The organism is Candidatus Alistipes pullistercoris, from assembly GCF_027665465.1.
In the GTDB taxonomy this organism is placed as follows: domain Bacteria; phylum Bacteroidota; class Bacteroidia; order Bacteroidales; family Rikenellaceae; genus Alistipes_A; species Alistipes_A hominis.
Map to the genome: position 1 here is coordinate 118,663 of NZ_JAQDED010000001.1, position 14,656 is coordinate 133,318.

A 14,656-nucleotide genomic window follows, 5' to 3' on the forward strand; every position below is an offset into this window, starting at 1 on the left:
AGTTCCGGTTAATCCTTGTCCAGCTTGTAGATCGATACGTCCATACCGAAATGGAGATTCAGATTCGTCAGCAAATCGTCGAGCTCGGAGAGCGACTTTTTACCGAAGTTTCTGAATTTAAGCAAATCGTTCCGGTTGAAACGCACCAGATCTCCCACGGTTTCCACTTCGGCGGCCTTCAGGCAGTTGAGCGCACGCACCGAAAGATCCTGATCGGAAAGTTTGGTTTTCAACAGCTGACGCATGTGAAGCACATCTTCGTCAAATTCCTCCGTAGCACTGTTTTCCTCGAGGTTCAGTGTAATTTTTTCATCTGAGAAGAGCATGAAGTGATGAATCAATATTTTAGCAGCCTCTTTCAGTGCATCTTTCGGGTGAATGGAACCGTCCGTCGTAATCTCCAAGTTGAGTTTCTCGTAGTCGGTTTTCTGCTCTACACGGTAGTTTTCGACCGAATATTTTACATTCTTGATCGGTGTGTGGATCGAATCGATCGGAAGCAGACCGAACTCCGCGTCGGCGGGACGGTTCTCTTCGGCGGGCACGTATCCGCGCCCTTTGCCGATCGTCAACTCGATTTGCAGCTTTACGTCCGCATCGAGCCGGCAGATCACCAGATCGGGATTCAACACCTTAAAGTTCGTAAGAAAATTCGAAATATATCCGGCCGTGAGTTCGGTCTGGCCGGCTACGCTGACCCGCACCTTTTCACTGTCGGCACTTTCGACGGTTTTAATGAAACGTACCTGTTTGAGATTCAAAATGATCTCAAGCATTCCTTCCATAACACCGGGGATAGCAGCAAATTCATGGTCTACGCCGGCCACTTTCACCGTCGTGATCGCATACCCTTCCAGCGAAGAAAGAAGAATGCGGCGCAGTGCGTTGCCGACCGTCATCCCGAATCCCGGTTCCAGCGGACGAAATTCAAACCGTCCGAAAGAAGAGGTGGATTCGAGCATGATTACCTTTTCAGGTTTTTGAAATGCTAATATTGCCATAATTATTGCTCCTCGATTAAATTACTACTTAGAGTACAGTTCCACGATCAGTTGCTCGTTGACATTCTCCGGAATGTCGGCGCGTTCGGGCTTCGACAGAAACTTGCCCGTCATCTGAGCGCCTTCCCACTCCAGCCATGCGAAACGGCTGCGACGACCGCTGCCCAGAGCGTCCTGAATCACTTCCAACGATTTCGATTTCTCACGTACACCAACCGTATCCCCTTCTTTGAGCGAGTAGGACGGAATATTGACAACGTTGCCGTTCACCGTAATGTGGCGGTGCGACACCAACTGCCGGGCTGCGGCGCGCGTCGGGGCGATCCCCAGACGGTAAACCACATTATCCAGACGGCACTCGAGCAACTTCAGCAGGTTCTCACCGGTGATACCGCCCAGACGAGCCGCAGCTTCGTAAGTCCTGTAGAACTGTTTTTCCTGCACACCGTAAATCGCCTTAGCCTTCTGTTTTTCGAGCAACTGCGTACCGTATTCGGATACTTTCTTGCGTTTACGGGCAAGTCCGTGTTGTCCCGGGGGATAGTTCTTCTTCTCAAGCGCCTTATCCGTCCCGAAAATTGCCTCGCCGAACTTTCTGGCGATTTTTGTTTTTGGTCCTATATATCTTCCCATTGTTAGAAATTTTTCTTGTTTTTCAGAGTTTCCATCCAAAACGTTTCGATCCGTCCAGAGATCGCCGGAACACCGCTGTCGCAACAGCAAAGCCCCGGATATCCCTGAAACCGTCAATTACACGCGGCGACGGTTGGGGGGACGGCATCCGTTATGAGGCAGCGGAGTAACATCGATGATCTCGAGCACTTCGATACCAGCTCCATGGATGGTGCGAATGGCTGATTCACGACCTGCGCCGGGACCTTTCACATACACCTTCACTTTACGGAGTCCCATATCGTATGCAACTTTGGCACAATCCGTTGCCGCTGTCTGTGCTGCATAGGGGGTATTCTTTTTGGAACCTCTGAAACCCATTTTCCCGGCGGAACTCCAACTGATCACTTCGCCGGCTGCATTGGTCAGCGTAATGATTACGTTATTGAAAGTCGAGTGCACATGGGCCATACCTTGAGCGTCAACTTTGACAACCTTCTTTTTAACTGCTCCTGTTTTTTTAGCCATAACTCTCTGATATTACTTAGTTGCTTTTTTCTTGTTAGCTACGGTTTTCTTGCGTCCCTTGCGGGTGCGGGCATTGTTCTTCGTGCTCTGTCCGCGAACGGGAAGCCCCAGACGGTGACGGATCCCACGGTAGCAACCGATGTCCATCAGACGCTTGATGTTCAACTGAACCGACGAACGCAACTCTCCTTCGACTTTGTAACCTTCGCTGGCAATGACGTTACGGATGGCGGCAATATTCTCATCGCTCCAATCCTTCACCTTGAGGTCGTAACTGATCTGTGCTTTCTCAAGGATCGCGCGAGCGGTACTTCTTCCAATACCGTAGATATAGGTCAAGCCTATCTCGCCTCTTTTATTTTTGGGTAAATCTACACCGACAATACGTGCCATAAATGATAATCACTTTTAATTTTTTAACTAACCTTGGCGCATTTTCAACTTGGGATTCTTTTTGCAGATCACATAAAGGCGGCCTTTACGCTTCACGATCTTGCAATCCTCGCTTCTCTTTTTGATGGATGTTCTAACTTTCATTTTTCAGACATCTTAATGTGTGTGTGTTGTAAATCGCGACATTCCCTCCCGGGTTTGTCCTCTCATGTAGCCGGGCTACCTATTTGTAGCGGAACGAGATGCGCCCCTTCGTCAAATCGTAAGGAGACATCTCCACTTTCACTTTATCCCCCGGTAAGATCTTGATGTAGTGCATCCGCATCTTCCCGGAAATATGGGCGGTAATCACATGGCCGTTGTCGAGTTCCACCCGGAACATCGCATTGGACAACGCTTCGATAATGGTTCCGTCCTTTTCAATAGCAGCTTGTTTCGCCATAGAGCTTAGTTGTTAATTGCTTTTTCGATAATTCCGAAATCCGTCAGGACATCGGGCCCGTTCTCGGTAATCGCCACGGCAAACTCGAAATGAGCCGCCGGTTTGCGATCCCGCGTACGCACCGTCCAGCCGTCGCGTTCGAAAACGATATCACGTTTCCCCATGTTGATCATGGGTTCGATACAGATGACCATGCCCGCTTTCAGCAGCGGCCCCCGGCCTCTGGCTCCGTAATTGGGTACCTGGGGATCTTCGTGCATTTTGCGGCCGAGGCCGTGTCCCACCATCTCCCGTACCACGGAGTATCCGTGCTTTTCGGCATGTTCCTGCACAGCATTGCCGACATCGCCTACGCGATTGCCGGGTTTCGCCTGTGCGACCCCTTTATAAAGAGCCTCTTTGGTGACTCTGAGCAGACTCTCCGCTTCCGGAGCAATCTCCCCTACAGCAAACGTGTAGGCAGAATCACCACAAAACCCCTTCATAAATGTGCCACAATCCACCGAAAGAATATCGCCTTCTTTCAAAACGGTTTTCGAAGAGGGAATCCCGTGTACAACCTGTTCGTTGACCGACATGCAAAGCGTGTTCGGAAAACCGTTGTATCCGAGAAAACTGGGAACAGCCCCGTGGCTGCGGATAAAATCTTCGGCTATTTTATCCAACTCGAGGGTCGTCACGCCCGGCTTGATGTGCTTAGCCAGTTCAGCCAACGTAGCGCTCACGAGCAAGTTGTTCTCCCGGAGTAATTCGATCTCTTCGTGTGTCTTCAGATATATCATAAAACCAAATCCGCTTAAGCGCTTCTGCCCTTGATCCGTCCGGTCTTCATCAAACCGTCGTAGTGACGAAGGAGCAGGTAGCTTTCAATCTGCTGCAGGGTGTCGAGAATAACGCCCACCAGGATCAGCAGCGAGGTTCCGCCATAGAACAGCGCAAACTGATTGTTGATTCCGAGTTTCATCGCAAAAGCGGGCAGAATCGCCACGATCGCAAGGAAAACGGAACCCGGCAGCGTGATCCTCGTCATGATGGTATCGAGGTAATCGACCGTTTTCTTGCCGGGTTTCACGCCCGGGATAAAACCGCCGTTACGTTTCATATCCTCCGCCATCATGTTGGGATTCACGGTAATTGCTGTATAGAAATAGGTAAATGCCACAACCAGTAATCCGAACACCAGATTGTACCAAAAACCCGAATAGTTGCTGAATGCCGTACCGATCGCACTGGTCGATTCGAACTTGCTGAACAGGGCGGGAATGAACATCAACGCCTGAGCGAAGATGATCGGCATCACGCCTGCCGCATTGATTTTCAGCGGAATGTACTGACGGACGCCACCATACTGTTTGTTGCCTACGATCCGTTTGGCATACTGCACCGGAATCTTGCGGACAGCCTGTACCAGAGCGATCGTAGCCGCGAAAACCAGGAACAACAGCGCCAGTTCGACGATCAGCATCACGAAACCACCGGTAGATTCCGTAAAACGGGTATTCAACTCGGCCATCAGCGCGTGCGGCAGCCGGGCGATGATTCCCACCATGATGATCAGCGACACGCCGTTTCCGATCCCCTTATCGGTAATCTTCTCGCCGAGCCACATCACGAACATCGTACCGGCAATCAGCACGATCGTCGCACTGACGGTGAACAATGCGCCGGAACCCAATACGAAAGCATAAGGTTGCAGCGTACCGTGCAAATTGGCCAGATAGGCCGGAGCCTGCAGCAACAGCACGATAATGGTCAGGTAGCGGGTCCACTGGTTGATTTTGCGGCGGCCGCTCTCCCCTTCTTTCTGCAGTTTCTGGAAGTAGGGAACTACGATTCCGAGCAACTGGATTACGATCGAAGCAGAGATATAGGGCATAATTCCGAGCGCGAAAATCGAGGCGTTGCTGAATGCTCCTCCGGAGAAGATATTCAGCAGCCCCAGCAATCCGTTGCCATCCACCTGACTCTGAAGGTCGTTCAGAGCAGCCGGATTGATACCCGGAATCACCACAAAACTACCGAAGCGATATACAAGAAGCAAAGAGAGCGTAAAGAGGATTCTCTTGCGCAGCTCTTCGATCTTGAATATATTCTTGATGGTCTCGATTAGTTTTTTCATTACTGAAAAGTTAGAGTTTTACAACCTTACCCTGCTGTGCTTCGATAGCAGCCGCAGCCGATTTTGAAAATGCATGCGCGGTAACTTCGAGCGCTACGGAAAGCGTTCCGTTGCCAAGGATTTTGACCCGGTCGTTTTTCGAAATGAAACCGGCTTCGATCAACGTTTCCACATCGATGCTCTTCAGGGAATTCTTGGTTGCCAGCTCTTCCAGAACACCGAGGTTAATCCCTTTGTATTCCACTCTTTTCAGGTTCGTAAAACCGTATTTGGGCAAGCGTCTCTGCAAAGGCATCTGGCCTCCTTCGAAACCTAATTTCGAAGAGTATCCCGAACGCGACTGAGCGCCGTTGCGTCCACGCGTCGCCGTTCCGCCATGTCCGGATCCCTGACCGCGGCCGATCCGTTTTTCTTTGCCGGTCGACCCTTCTGCGGGCTTTAAATTACTAAGATTCATCCGTTTTTCTGTTATTTACCGACCCGGAGCCGCCTCGTGGCCGCCCCTTCGCGGTGGATTAGAATAACTATTTTACTTCTTCAATTTTTACGAGGTGCTTCACTTTTGCGATCATGCCCAGTATGATAGCCGAATCATCGTGCTCAACGGTCTGATTGATCTTGCGAAGTCCCAGCGCATCGAGGTTCCTTTTCTGGAGTGCAGACGAACCGATGCGGCTTTTGATCTGTGTGATTTTCAATTTAGCCATTTCCTGACGAATTATCCGTTAAATACTGTGTCGAGTGATACGCCGCGCACTTGAGCCACGCTGTATGCATCGCGCAGTTCCAACAGTGCGGCAACGGTGGCTTTCACCAGGTTGTGCGGGTTCGACGAACCTTTGCTCTTCGCAAGCACGTTGCGGATACCGACGCTCTCAAGCACGGCACGCATGGCGCCTCCGGCGATTACGCCGGTACCGGGAGCGGCCGGACGGATCATCACCAGCGAACCGCTGTAACGGGCTTCCTGTTTGTGCGGGATCGTTCCGTGCAGCACGGGAATTTTAACAAGGTTTTTCTTCGCATCTTCAACCCCTTTGGCAATGGCGGAGGTCACTTCGCCGGCTTTGCCGAGGCCGTAGCCTACGACGCCGTTTTCGTTACCTACCACAACGATTGCCGAAAAGCTGAATGTGCGACCACCCTTGGTTACCTTGGTAACGCGCTGGATGCTTACGAGCCGGTCTTTCAGCTCGAGGTCGCTTGTTCTCACCTTTTTTATGTTCGTATTTGACATATCGCTTAGAATTTAAGACCACCCTCTCTGGCGGCGTCCGCTAACATTTTTACTCTACCGTGATACAGGTATCCGTTTCGGTCGAACGATACTTCGGTGATACCCTTCTGTACGCTGCGTTCGGCGGCCAATTTGCCGACCAGGGCAGCAACCTGCACCTTGTTCAGACCGGCCACTTTTTCTGCCACTTCCTTGTCCCGCGACGAGGCCGCTGCCAAAGTAACACCGTTCAGATCGTCGATAAGCTGTACCGAGATATGCCTGTTGCTTCTGAACACAGACATCCGAGGCTTCTGTGCCGTTCCGCTGACAATCTTGCGAATGCGCAGTTTGATGCGCGCTCTTCTTTCTACCTTATTCAATGACATAATTGTACGATTTTACTATTTAGCATTAGCAGATTTACCAGCCTTGCGACGGAGCTGCTCACCCACGAACTTAATACCTTTCCCTTTGTACGGTTCCGGTTTACGCAACGAGCGGATCTTCGCAGCCACCTGTCCGATGAGCTGTTTGTCGGCGCTTTTCAGCGTCACGATCGGGTTGCCTTTCTTCTCGGTAACGGCTTCCACCTTGACTTCGGGCGGGAGCATCACATAAATATCGTGCGAGTATCCGAGACTCAGTTCGAGAATCTGTCCTTTGGCTTCGGCTTTGAAACCGACGCCGACGAGTTCCTGCTTGATTTCGTATCCTTTCGAAACCCCCACAACCATGTTGTGGATCAACGCACGGTACAGACCGTGCATCGAGCGGTGACGGGGCTGATCGGTCGGACGGGTCACGTGCAACACGTTTCCTTCCACCTTCACGGTAATATCCGGATCAACCTGCTGGCTGAGTTGCCCCAGAGGTCCTTTCACACTCACCACGTTATCGGCGCCAACGGTAACCGTCACACCGGCGGGCAGGTCTACAGGTAATTTTCCAATTCTTGACATTTCTTCTTAATTCATTTGGTTTTCAAAAGTCCTTCCTCCGCGGGTTCGGGCCTCGCGGCATACGGACGACAAACTATCGCGTTTACCTCTTTTACAGATTAATAAACGTAGCACAGTACTTCACCGCCCACATTTTCCTGACGGGCTTTCTTGTCGGTCATAATGCCTTTGGAAGTCGATACGATAGCTATTCCCAGGCCGTTCAGCACACGGGGCATCTCTGCTGCGCTGGCGTAACGGCGCAAACCCGGACGGCTTACCCGCTTAAGGCCTTTGATCGCATTCACCTTGGTTTCCGGATGGTACTTCAAGGCAATTTTGATAACAGCGTGACCCTTCGCATCCTCCTCGAACTTGTAGGCCAGGATATAGCCTTGTTCGAACAGGATCTTCGTGATCGCCTGTTTCATTTTTGAACCGGGAGCTTCAACCACCTTGTGGTTGGCTTTCACCGCGTTTCTGACTCGCGTCAGAAAATCCGAAATTGGATCTGTCATGTTATTAAAATTAGTTATTGTGTAAAAATTACAATTTACAGATTAAAAATCAGGCGCTAAAGGTACGAAAAAAATTCGTAATTCATCACCTAATTTTTAACCCGTAATCGTAAAATATCTACCAGCTCGCTTTCTTCACGCCGGGAATCAGCCCCTGGGAAGCCATTTCGCGGAACTGGATACGGCTGATGCCGAACATTCGCATGTATCCTTTCGGGCGGCCGGTCAGTTTGCAACGGTTGTGCAGGCGGATCGGGTTCGAATTGCGCGGCAGCTTGGCCAGACCTTCGTAATCCCCGGCTTCTTTCAGCGCAGCCCGTTTGGCAGCGTAACGCTCTACCAGTTTGAGGCGTTTCACCTCGCGGGCTTTCATTGATTCTTTTGCCATATTGCTTAGTTCTTTTTAATGTTCTTAAACGGAAGACCGAACTGTTTAAGCAGCGCATAAGCCTCTTCGTCGGTAGCGGCGGACGTCACGAACGTGATCTCCATGCCCAGAATCTTCGTGATCTTGTCGATGTCGATTTCCGGGAAGATAATCTGTTCGGTGATTCCGAGCGTATAGTTGCCCTGACCATCGAATTTGTCGTTAATCCCCTTGAAGTCGCGAATACGCGGCAGCGCCACGGCAACCAGCCTTTCGAGAAATTCGTACATCTTGTTGTGACGCAGCGTCACGCGGGCGCCAATGGTCATTCCCTTACGGAGTTTGAAGTTCGAAATATCCTTTTTGGACTTAGTCGTAACCGCCTTCTGACCGGTGATTTTGCTCAGTTCGTCGAGCGCCGTTTCGATAATCTTCTTATCGGCGACAGCCTGGCCGAGGCCCTGGTTGATCACGATCTTCTCGAGCACGGGAACCTGCATTACGCTGCTGTAACCAAATTCCTTTACAAGCGCAGGCACCACCTGCTCCTTGTACATTTTCTTTAGTGTAGGAACGTAAGTCATTATTTAATCTCCTCCCCTGACTTTTTAGCGTAACGTACTAATTTACCTTCTGCGTCGGCTTTGCGCCCGACACGGGTCGCTTTGCCGCTTTTCGGGTCGATCGGCTGCAGGTTCGAAATATGGATCGGAGCCTCCTGCTTTACGATACCGCCCTGGGGATTCTTGGCGTTGGGTTTGGTGTGCTTGCTGATCATGTTCACACCTTCAACGATCGCGCGCTCGTCGTCGACAAGGATCTGAAGCACTTTTCCCTGCTGACCCTTGCTCTCGCCTGCATTGACGATCACCGTGTCCCCTTTCTTAATATGCAATTTTACTGACATCTTGAAATCTTTTAAAAATTACAATACTTCGGGAGCAAGTGAAATGATCTTCATGTAAGAATCACGCAATTCGCGGGCAACCGGCCCGAAGATACGGGTTCCGCGCATTTCTCCCTGGTTATTCAGAAGCACCACGGCATTGTCGTCGAAACGGATGTAGGATCCGTTGGCGCGTCTGATCTCCTTCTTGGTTCTGACTACGACCGCTTTCGATACCGTACCTTTCTTCACGTCTCCGGAAGGGGTAGCGCTCTTGACGGTCACCACAATTTTATCGCCGATGGACGCGTAACGTTTTCCCGTTCCGCCCAGCACACGGATACAAAGGACTTCCTTCGCTCCGCTGTTATCAGCTACCGTTAGTCTGCTTTCCTGTTGTATCATGACTATTTAGCTCTTTCTATGATTTCTACTAATCTCCAACGCTTCGTCTTGCTGAGAGGTCTTGTTTCGGCAATCCGCACGGTGTCGCCGGGGTTGCAGGTGTTGGTTTCATCGTGAGCGACGAATTTCGACGTCTTGTTCACGAACTTACCGTAGATCGGATGTTTCTCCTTTCTCTTTATGGCAACCGTAACGGATTTATCCATCTTATTGCTGACAACCACCCCGATTCTTTCCTTTCTGAGATTTCTTTCCATGGGTAATTAACTTTTTACGTTTTGCTTTTCGGCAAGGATCGTCATCATGCGGGCAATATCCCTGCGTGCCTTTTTCAATGTGGTCGGGTTCTCTACCGGAGAAACCGAGTGGTTGAGCTTCTGGCGGAGCAGGTTCGCTTTTTCCGCATCGATTCTCTCCTCGATTTCAGCCACGGTAAGTTCTCTTATTTCAGAAGTTTTCATCTCTAAATCGAATTTTCAGTGTAATCTCTTCTTACTACAAATTTAGTGGTGATCGGAAGTTTCTGGGCGCCCAGACGGAGCGCCTCCTGCGCAACTTCCATCGGAACACCTTCCGCTTCGAACAGGATACGGCCCGGAGTAACCGGAGCGACGAATCCTTCGGGAGAACCTTTACCTTTACCCATACGTACCTCGGCAGGCTTCTTCGTGATGGGTTTATCGGGGAATATACGGATCCAGATCTGACCTTCACGTTTCATGCAGCGCACGATGGCCTGACGTGCGGCTTCTATCTGGCGACCGGTTATCCAAGTAGATTCCATAGCCTTGATGCCGAACGAGCCGAACGCAAGCTGAGCTCCGCGCTGTGCGTTGCCCTTCATGCGGCCCTTCTGCATTCTTCTGAATTTGGTTCTTTTTGGCTGTAACATGCTATTATCGCTTTAAGAAGTCCTACTTATTATTTTTTCTTTTTTTGTTATCGCGTCCGCCGCGCGGCTTGTCGCCGCGGTAACCGCCGCCCTGCTGGTTGCCGGCCGATGCCTGCGCATTGACTCCCGAGATCTGGAACAGGTCGCGCTTGTCATATACTTCACCGTTGCAGATCCACACCTTGATCCCCAGAAGACCCACTTTGGTCAGGGCTTCGGAGAGCGCGTAATCTACGTCGGCACGGAACGTGTGCAGCGGAATACGGCCTTCCTTATAGGTTTCGTTACGGGCCATTTCGGCTCCGCCCACGCGACCCGAGATCTGAATCTTGATCCCTTCGGCGCCCATACGCATCGTCGATGCGATGGCGGTTTTGATCGCCCGGCGGTACGAAATACGGCCTTCCAGTTGACGTGCGATGTTGTTACCGACGATCACGGCGTCGATTTCCGGACGTTTGACCTCGAAGATATTGATCTGGATCTCCTTGCCGGTCAACTTACGAAGTTCTTCTTTCAGCTTGTCGACCTCCTGGCCGCCCTTGCCGATAATAATGCCGGGGCGTGCCGTAGAAATCGTAACGGTTACGAGCTTCAGCGTACGTTCGATGATGATTTTCGAGATGCTTGCCTTAGCCAGACGGGCATTCAGATACTTGCGGATCTTAGCATCCTCGACGAGCTTGCTGGAAAAATCCTTCCCGCCGTACCAGTTGGAATCCCAACCGCGGATGATACCAAGTCGGTTTGCTATCGGATTAACTTTCTGTCCCATCTGCTTTAACTTTTTTATCTGCTTTAACTACCATTTTATCGACTACGACCGTAACGTGGTTCGAACGCTTCCGGATACGGTGTGCGCGGCCCTGAGGAGCCGGCTGGATCCGTTTGAGCATCTTGCCGCCGTCCACGAAAATCTCTTTCACGCACAACGTATTGTCTTCCAAACGCTGTCCTTCGTTTTTCTGTTCCCAGTTGGCGATCGCCGAACGCAACAGTTTTTCCAATCTGATCGAAGCTGCCTTCTTGCTGTAACGAAGGGTACCCAACGCTTTATTGATCTCCATGCCGCGGATCATGTCGGCGACGATGCGCATCTTCAGCGGCGAGGTCGGGCAGTCGCGGAGTACGGCAATCGCCGTCTGCTTCTTTTCGGCCTTCAATTTTTCGGCTCTTATGCTTTTTCTTGCACCCATTTTTACCTACTATTTTTTCTTATTACCTGAATGACCACGGAAGTTGCGAGTCGGAGCGAATTCGCCCAGCTTGTGTCCTACCATGTTCTCTGTTACATATACAGGAATAAACTTATTCCCGTTGTGCACGGCGATGGTCTGTCCGACGAAATCGGGCGAAATCATGCTTGCACGCGACCACGTCTTGATGACAGACTTCTTGCCTCCCTCGTTCTGAGCGATGACTCTCGCTTCCAGTTTGGGCTCGATGTATGGTCCTTTTTTTAATGATCGGCTCATTATGCTACTATTTTTAAATTATTTTTTCCTTCTGGATACGATGAACTTAGACGTAGTCTTCTTAGGATCGCGCGTCTTGTAACCCTTGGCGAGAAGACCTTTGCGTGAACGCGGGTGTCCTCCCGAAGAACGGCCTTCGCCACCACCCATCGGGTGATCGACCGGGTTCATGGATACACCGCGGTTGCGCGGACGGCGTCCGAGCCAACGTTTGCGGCCGGCTTTACCGTGCGATTCGAGGCTGTGGTCGGGATTCGACACGACGCCGATCGTTGCGCGGCAGGTTACGAGCACCATACGGGTTTCACCCGAAGGAAGCTTAATAATAGCGAATTTACCTTCACGAGCCAGAAGCTGTGCGTAGGTACCGGCACTACGAGCCATCACGGCTCCCTGTCCGGGGTAGAGTTCAATGTTGTGGATCACCGTACCCAGCGGAATATCCGCGAGGAACAGCGTGTTGCCCACTTCGGGGGCCACGCCGGCTCCGGTCGATACGGTCTGTCCCACCTGCAGTCCGTTCGGGGCGAGCATATAACGTTTTTCGCCGTCGGGATAGCAGAGCAGAGCGATGCGAGCGGAACGGTTCGGATCATATTCGATGGTCTTCACCTGGGCGCTCATGTTATCTTTGTCACGTTTGAAATCGACAATACGATACATCCGTTTGTGACCGCCTCCGATATAACGGACGGTCATTTTACCGCTGTTGTTGCGGCCGCCGGAACTTTTCAGAGGGCTGAGTAATGATTTTTCCGGTGTAGACGAAGTAATATCGTCAAAGGTACCGATCACTTTGTGGCGGGTACCCGGGGTCATGGGTTTAAACTTTCTTACTGCCATCTCTCTTAGATATTACTGTAAAAATCAATCTTGTCTCCGTCTTTCAGGGTGACGATCGCCTTCTTGAAATTGTTGGCGCGTCCGACCAAAAGTCCGTGCTTGGTGTAGCGGCTTTTGAGCTTGCCCATGTAATTCAGAGTATTTACATCCATAACAACCACATTGTACATCGCCTCGACGGCATCCTTGATCTGCAGTTTGTTAGCCCTCGGATCTACGATAAAACCGTAACGGTTCAGCTTTTCGCCCTGAGCCGCCATTCTCTCGGTTAAAATTGGCTTAATTAATATATCCATTGTGTCATGCTAATTTTTAGGACGGACGGTAGCCTATAATCCGAACATTTGATTAATTACATTCACGGAACCTTCGGCCAATACGATGTTGCCGGCGTTCATCACGTCGTACGTATTGATGTTCGACGCCAAAACCACCTTTACATTCTGCAGGTTACGGGCCGACAGCGCTACGTTCGCATTGGATTCGGGAAGAACCAGCAGAATTTTCTTGCCTTCGAGGTTCAGGTTCTTGGTAATGCCGATAAACTCTTTGGTCTTCGGAACTTCCATCGCGAAATCCTCCACGACCGTCAGGGCTTCGCCTTTGACCTTATAGGCAAGGGCACTTTTACGGGCGAGCTGTTTGAGTTTCTTGTTCAGCTTGAAGCTGTAATCGCGCGGAACCGGGCCGAATACGCGGCCGCCGCCTACGAACAGCGGAGACAGGATGCTGCCGGCGCGTGCGCCGCCGGTACCTTTCTGTTTCTTCAGTTTACGGGTCGAGCCGGCCACTTCGTTACGCTGTTTCGACTTGTGGGTTCCCTGACGCTGATTGGCCAGATACTGCTTGACATCGAGGTAGATCGCGTGGTTGTTGGGCTCAATACCGAAAATCTCATCTTTCAGGACGGCCTTTTTGCCGGTATCTTTCCCTGAAACGTTATAGATAGCTATTTCCATGTTAGTCTTCGATTAATAAGTACGAACCTTTTGCACCCGGAATCGAACCCTTCACCAGAAGCAGGTTGTTTTCGGGAAGTTTCTTAACGATACGCAGGTTGAGCACCGTAACGCGCTCTCCGCCGGTACGGCCCGGAAGGCGTTTGCCTTTGAACACGCGCGACGGATACGAAGAGGCACCCAGCGAACCCGGCTTGCGCTGACGGTTGTGCTGGCCGTGCGTCTGTCCGCCGACACCGGCGAACCCGTGACGTTTCACAACGCCCTGGAAGCCCTTGCCTTTGGAGATGCCCGTAACGTCCACCCAGTCGTTCTCTTCGAAAATATCCACGGTGATCACGTCGCCGAGGTTCAATTCGTTTTCGAAGCTGGTGAATTCGACCAGTTTCCGTTTCGGAGTGGTGTTGGCCTTTTTGAAATGGCCCAGTAAACTGTTGCTGGTGTGTTTTTCGGTCGTTTCGTCATAGGCAATCTGGACTGCCGAGTAACCATCTTTCTCGGGGGTCTTCAATTGCGTAACTACACAGGGACCAGCTTCGATTACGGTGCACGGTATGTTTTTACCGTCGGCACCGAACACGGAAGTCATTCCGATCTTTTTTCCAATTAGTCCTGACATTTTTGTCTGTTAATTAGTATTGGAGGCGAAGTCCACTTGCAAGGCCCCGGCAGCCCGTACGAAACAGGCCGCCGTCCTTACAAGCCTTCCGCCTTTTGTTAAAAACGTTTGTTATTCAACTTGGGTACTGCGATCAGACTTTGATTTCCACCTCTACGCCGCTGGGCAGCTCGAGTTTCATCAGCGCATCGATCGTCTTCGGAGTCGAACTGTAGATATCGAGGATCCGTTTGAAAGTGCACAACTGGAACTGCTCGCGCGCTTTCTTATTGACGAAAGTCGAACGGTTTACGGTGAAAATCTTCTTCTGCGTAGGCAGCGGAATCGGGCCGCTTACGACCGCCCCCGTACCTTTCACAGTCTTTACGATCTTTTCCGACGATTTATCGACGAGGTTATGATCGTATGATTTCAATTTAATTCTTATTTTCTGGCTCATA

29 protein-coding genes are annotated in these 14,656 nt (G+C 51.0%); all 29 read right to left on the reverse strand.

Translation table 11 applies throughout. The annotated features are described in order from the left end of the window. Positions 1 to 8 precede the first annotated feature (8 nt). The 29 genes from PGR91_RS00535 to rpsJ all read right to left on the reverse strand — a co-directional run bounded on the left by PGR91_RS00535 (position 9) and on the right by rpsJ (position 14,655). Positions 9 to 1,001, reverse strand: a complete 993-nt coding sequence (locus PGR91_RS00535; RefSeq protein ID WP_055202285.1) for a DNA-directed RNA polymerase subunit alpha — start codon at positions 999 to 1,001, stop codon at positions 9 to 11. A gap of 24 nt (positions 1,002 to 1,025) precedes the next feature. Further along, the gene (rpsD, locus tag PGR91_RS00540; protein ID WP_055202288.1) at positions 1,026 to 1,634 is read right to left on the reverse strand and encodes a 30S ribosomal protein S4; all 609 of its coding nucleotides are present in this window, start codon (positions 1,632 to 1,634) and stop codon (positions 1,026 to 1,028) included. Between the two features lie 117 nt (positions 1,635 to 1,751). After that, the gene (rpsK, locus tag PGR91_RS00545) at positions 1,752 to 2,141 is read right to left on the reverse strand and encodes a 30S ribosomal protein S11 (protein WP_055202290.1); all 390 of its coding nucleotides are present in this window, start codon (positions 2,139 to 2,141) and stop codon (positions 1,752 to 1,754) included. A 12-nt stretch (positions 2,142 to 2,153) separates the two neighbouring features. Further along, the gene (gene rpsM / locus PGR91_RS00550) at positions 2,154 to 2,534 is read right to left on the reverse strand and encodes a 30S ribosomal protein S13 (RefSeq protein ID WP_055202292.1); all 381 of its coding nucleotides are present in this window, start codon (positions 2,532 to 2,534) and stop codon (positions 2,154 to 2,156) included. Between the two features lie 27 nt (positions 2,535 to 2,561). Next, on the reverse strand, positions 2,562 to 2,678 hold the full coding sequence (gene rpmJ, locus PGR91_RS00555) for a 50S ribosomal protein L36 (RefSeq protein WP_009132884.1): 117 nt from the start codon (positions 2,676 to 2,678) through the stop codon (positions 2,562 to 2,564). Positions 2,679 to 2,757: 79 nt separating this feature from the next. After that, positions 2,758 to 2,976, reverse strand: coding sequence for a translation initiation factor IF-1 (gene infA, locus PGR91_RS00560; protein ID WP_055202295.1), 219 nt, complete (start codon positions 2,974 to 2,976; stop codon positions 2,758 to 2,760). A 5-nt stretch (positions 2,977 to 2,981) separates the two neighbouring features. Further along, positions 2,982 to 3,758 (reverse strand): type I methionyl aminopeptidase, encoded by a 777-nt coding sequence (gene map / locus PGR91_RS00565; protein WP_055202298.1) that lies wholly within the window; start codon positions 3,756 to 3,758, stop codon positions 2,982 to 2,984. A gap of 14 nt (positions 3,759 to 3,772) precedes the next feature. After that, on the reverse strand, positions 3,773 to 5,095 hold the full coding sequence (gene secY / locus PGR91_RS00570; RefSeq protein ID WP_055202300.1) for a preprotein translocase subunit SecY: 1,323 nt from the start codon (positions 5,093 to 5,095) through the stop codon (positions 3,773 to 3,775). A 10-nt stretch (positions 5,096 to 5,105) separates the two neighbouring features. After that, on the reverse strand, positions 5,106 to 5,552 hold the full coding sequence (gene rplO, locus PGR91_RS00575) for a 50S ribosomal protein L15 (RefSeq protein ID WP_055202302.1): 447 nt from the start codon (positions 5,550 to 5,552) through the stop codon (positions 5,106 to 5,108). A 67-nt stretch (positions 5,553 to 5,619) separates the two neighbouring features. Next, positions 5,620 to 5,802: a 50S ribosomal protein L30 gene (gene rpmD / locus PGR91_RS00580; RefSeq protein ID WP_055202305.1), complete on the reverse strand. Its 183-nt coding sequence runs from the start codon at positions 5,800 to 5,802 to the stop codon at positions 5,620 to 5,622. 11 nt (positions 5,803 to 5,813) lie between these two features. Further along, positions 5,814 to 6,332, reverse strand: coding sequence for a 30S ribosomal protein S5 (rpsE, locus tag PGR91_RS00585; RefSeq protein WP_055202307.1), 519 nt, complete (start codon positions 6,330 to 6,332; stop codon positions 5,814 to 5,816). 5 nt (positions 6,333 to 6,337) lie between these two features. Continuing rightward, the gene (rplR, locus tag PGR91_RS00590) at positions 6,338 to 6,700 is read right to left on the reverse strand and encodes a 50S ribosomal protein L18 (protein ID WP_055202309.1); all 363 of its coding nucleotides are present in this window, start codon (positions 6,698 to 6,700) and stop codon (positions 6,338 to 6,340) included. A 15-nt stretch (positions 6,701 to 6,715) separates the two neighbouring features. After that, positions 6,716 to 7,273 carry a 50S ribosomal protein L6 gene (gene rplF / locus PGR91_RS00595; protein ID WP_055202311.1) on the reverse strand — a complete coding sequence of 186 codons (558 nt, stop codon included), beginning with the start codon at positions 7,271 to 7,273 and terminating at the stop codon, positions 6,716 to 6,718. A 98-nt stretch (positions 7,274 to 7,371) separates the two neighbouring features. After that, positions 7,372 to 7,770, reverse strand: coding sequence for a 30S ribosomal protein S8 (gene rpsH, locus PGR91_RS00600; protein WP_055202313.1), 399 nt, complete (start codon positions 7,768 to 7,770; stop codon positions 7,372 to 7,374). Positions 7,771 to 7,888: 118 nt separating this feature from the next. Next, the gene (rpsN, locus tag PGR91_RS00605) at positions 7,889 to 8,158 is read right to left on the reverse strand and encodes a 30S ribosomal protein S14 (protein WP_055202315.1); all 270 of its coding nucleotides are present in this window, start codon (positions 8,156 to 8,158) and stop codon (positions 7,889 to 7,891) included. 5 nt (positions 8,159 to 8,163) lie between these two features. After that, a complete protein-coding gene (gene rplE, locus PGR91_RS00610) occupies positions 8,164 to 8,721 on the reverse strand; it encodes a 50S ribosomal protein L5 (protein ID WP_055202316.1) in 558 nt (185 codons plus the stop codon). Further along, complete coding sequence (rplX, locus tag PGR91_RS00615) at positions 8,721 to 9,044, reverse strand: 50S ribosomal protein L24 (protein ID WP_055202318.1); 324 nt, start codon at positions 9,042 to 9,044, stop codon at positions 8,721 to 8,723. Before rplX ends, rplE begins: the two co-directional genes overlap by 1 nt. A gap of 18 nt (positions 9,045 to 9,062) precedes the next feature. Then, the gene (gene rplN, locus PGR91_RS00620) at positions 9,063 to 9,428 is read right to left on the reverse strand and encodes a 50S ribosomal protein L14 (protein WP_055202320.1); all 366 of its coding nucleotides are present in this window, start codon (positions 9,426 to 9,428) and stop codon (positions 9,063 to 9,065) included. A 2-nt stretch (positions 9,429 to 9,430) separates the two neighbouring features. Then, a complete protein-coding gene (gene rpsQ, locus PGR91_RS00625) occupies positions 9,431 to 9,685 on the reverse strand; it encodes a 30S ribosomal protein S17 (RefSeq protein WP_055202322.1) in 255 nt (84 codons plus the stop codon). A 6-nt stretch (positions 9,686 to 9,691) separates the two neighbouring features. Further along, the gene (rpmC, locus tag PGR91_RS00630; protein ID WP_055202324.1) at positions 9,692 to 9,889 is read right to left on the reverse strand and encodes a 50S ribosomal protein L29; all 198 of its coding nucleotides are present in this window, start codon (positions 9,887 to 9,889) and stop codon (positions 9,692 to 9,694) included. Between the two features lie 2 nt (positions 9,890 to 9,891). Further along, entirely contained in the window at positions 9,892 to 10,320 is a 429-nt protein-coding gene (gene rplP, locus PGR91_RS00635) for a 50S ribosomal protein L16 (protein ID WP_055202326.1), read from the reverse strand. A 22-nt stretch (positions 10,321 to 10,342) separates the two neighbouring features. Then, positions 10,343 to 11,095, reverse strand: coding sequence for a 30S ribosomal protein S3 (rpsC, locus tag PGR91_RS00640; RefSeq protein ID WP_055202328.1), 753 nt, complete (start codon positions 11,093 to 11,095; stop codon positions 10,343 to 10,345). Further along, positions 11,079 to 11,516 carry a 50S ribosomal protein L22 gene (gene rplV, locus PGR91_RS00645; protein ID WP_055202330.1) on the reverse strand — a complete coding sequence of 146 codons (438 nt, stop codon included), beginning with the start codon at positions 11,514 to 11,516 and terminating at the stop codon, positions 11,079 to 11,081. The genes rpsC and rplV overlap by 17 nt, the downstream gene beginning before the upstream one ends. A 9-nt stretch (positions 11,517 to 11,525) precedes the next feature. Next, entirely contained in the window at positions 11,526 to 11,795 is a 270-nt protein-coding gene (gene rpsS / locus PGR91_RS00650; RefSeq protein WP_026089662.1) for a 30S ribosomal protein S19, read from the reverse strand. Between the two features lie 18 nt (positions 11,796 to 11,813). Further along, positions 11,814 to 12,638 carry a 50S ribosomal protein L2 gene (rplB, locus tag PGR91_RS00655; protein WP_055202332.1) on the reverse strand — a complete coding sequence of 275 codons (825 nt, stop codon included), beginning with the start codon at positions 12,636 to 12,638 and terminating at the stop codon, positions 11,814 to 11,816. A gap of 5 nt (positions 12,639 to 12,643) precedes the next feature. Next, positions 12,644 to 12,934, reverse strand: a complete 291-nt coding sequence (gene rplW, locus PGR91_RS00660; RefSeq protein ID WP_055202334.1) for a 50S ribosomal protein L23 — start codon at positions 12,932 to 12,934, stop codon at positions 12,644 to 12,646. Positions 12,935 to 12,967: 33 nt separating this feature from the next. Beyond that, positions 12,968 to 13,597: a 50S ribosomal protein L4 gene (gene rplD / locus PGR91_RS00665; protein ID WP_101571503.1), complete on the reverse strand. Its 630-nt coding sequence runs from the start codon at positions 13,595 to 13,597 to the stop codon at positions 12,968 to 12,970. 1 nt (position 13,598) lies between these two features. Further along, entirely contained in the window at positions 13,599 to 14,216 is a 618-nt protein-coding gene (gene rplC / locus PGR91_RS00670) for a 50S ribosomal protein L3 (protein ID WP_101571505.1), read from the reverse strand. 133 nt (positions 14,217 to 14,349) lie between these two features. Next, complete coding sequence (gene rpsJ, locus PGR91_RS00675) at positions 14,350 to 14,655, reverse strand: 30S ribosomal protein S10 (protein ID WP_055202340.1); 306 nt, start codon at positions 14,653 to 14,655, stop codon at positions 14,350 to 14,352. Between the last annotated feature and the right edge of the window lies 1 nt (position 14,656).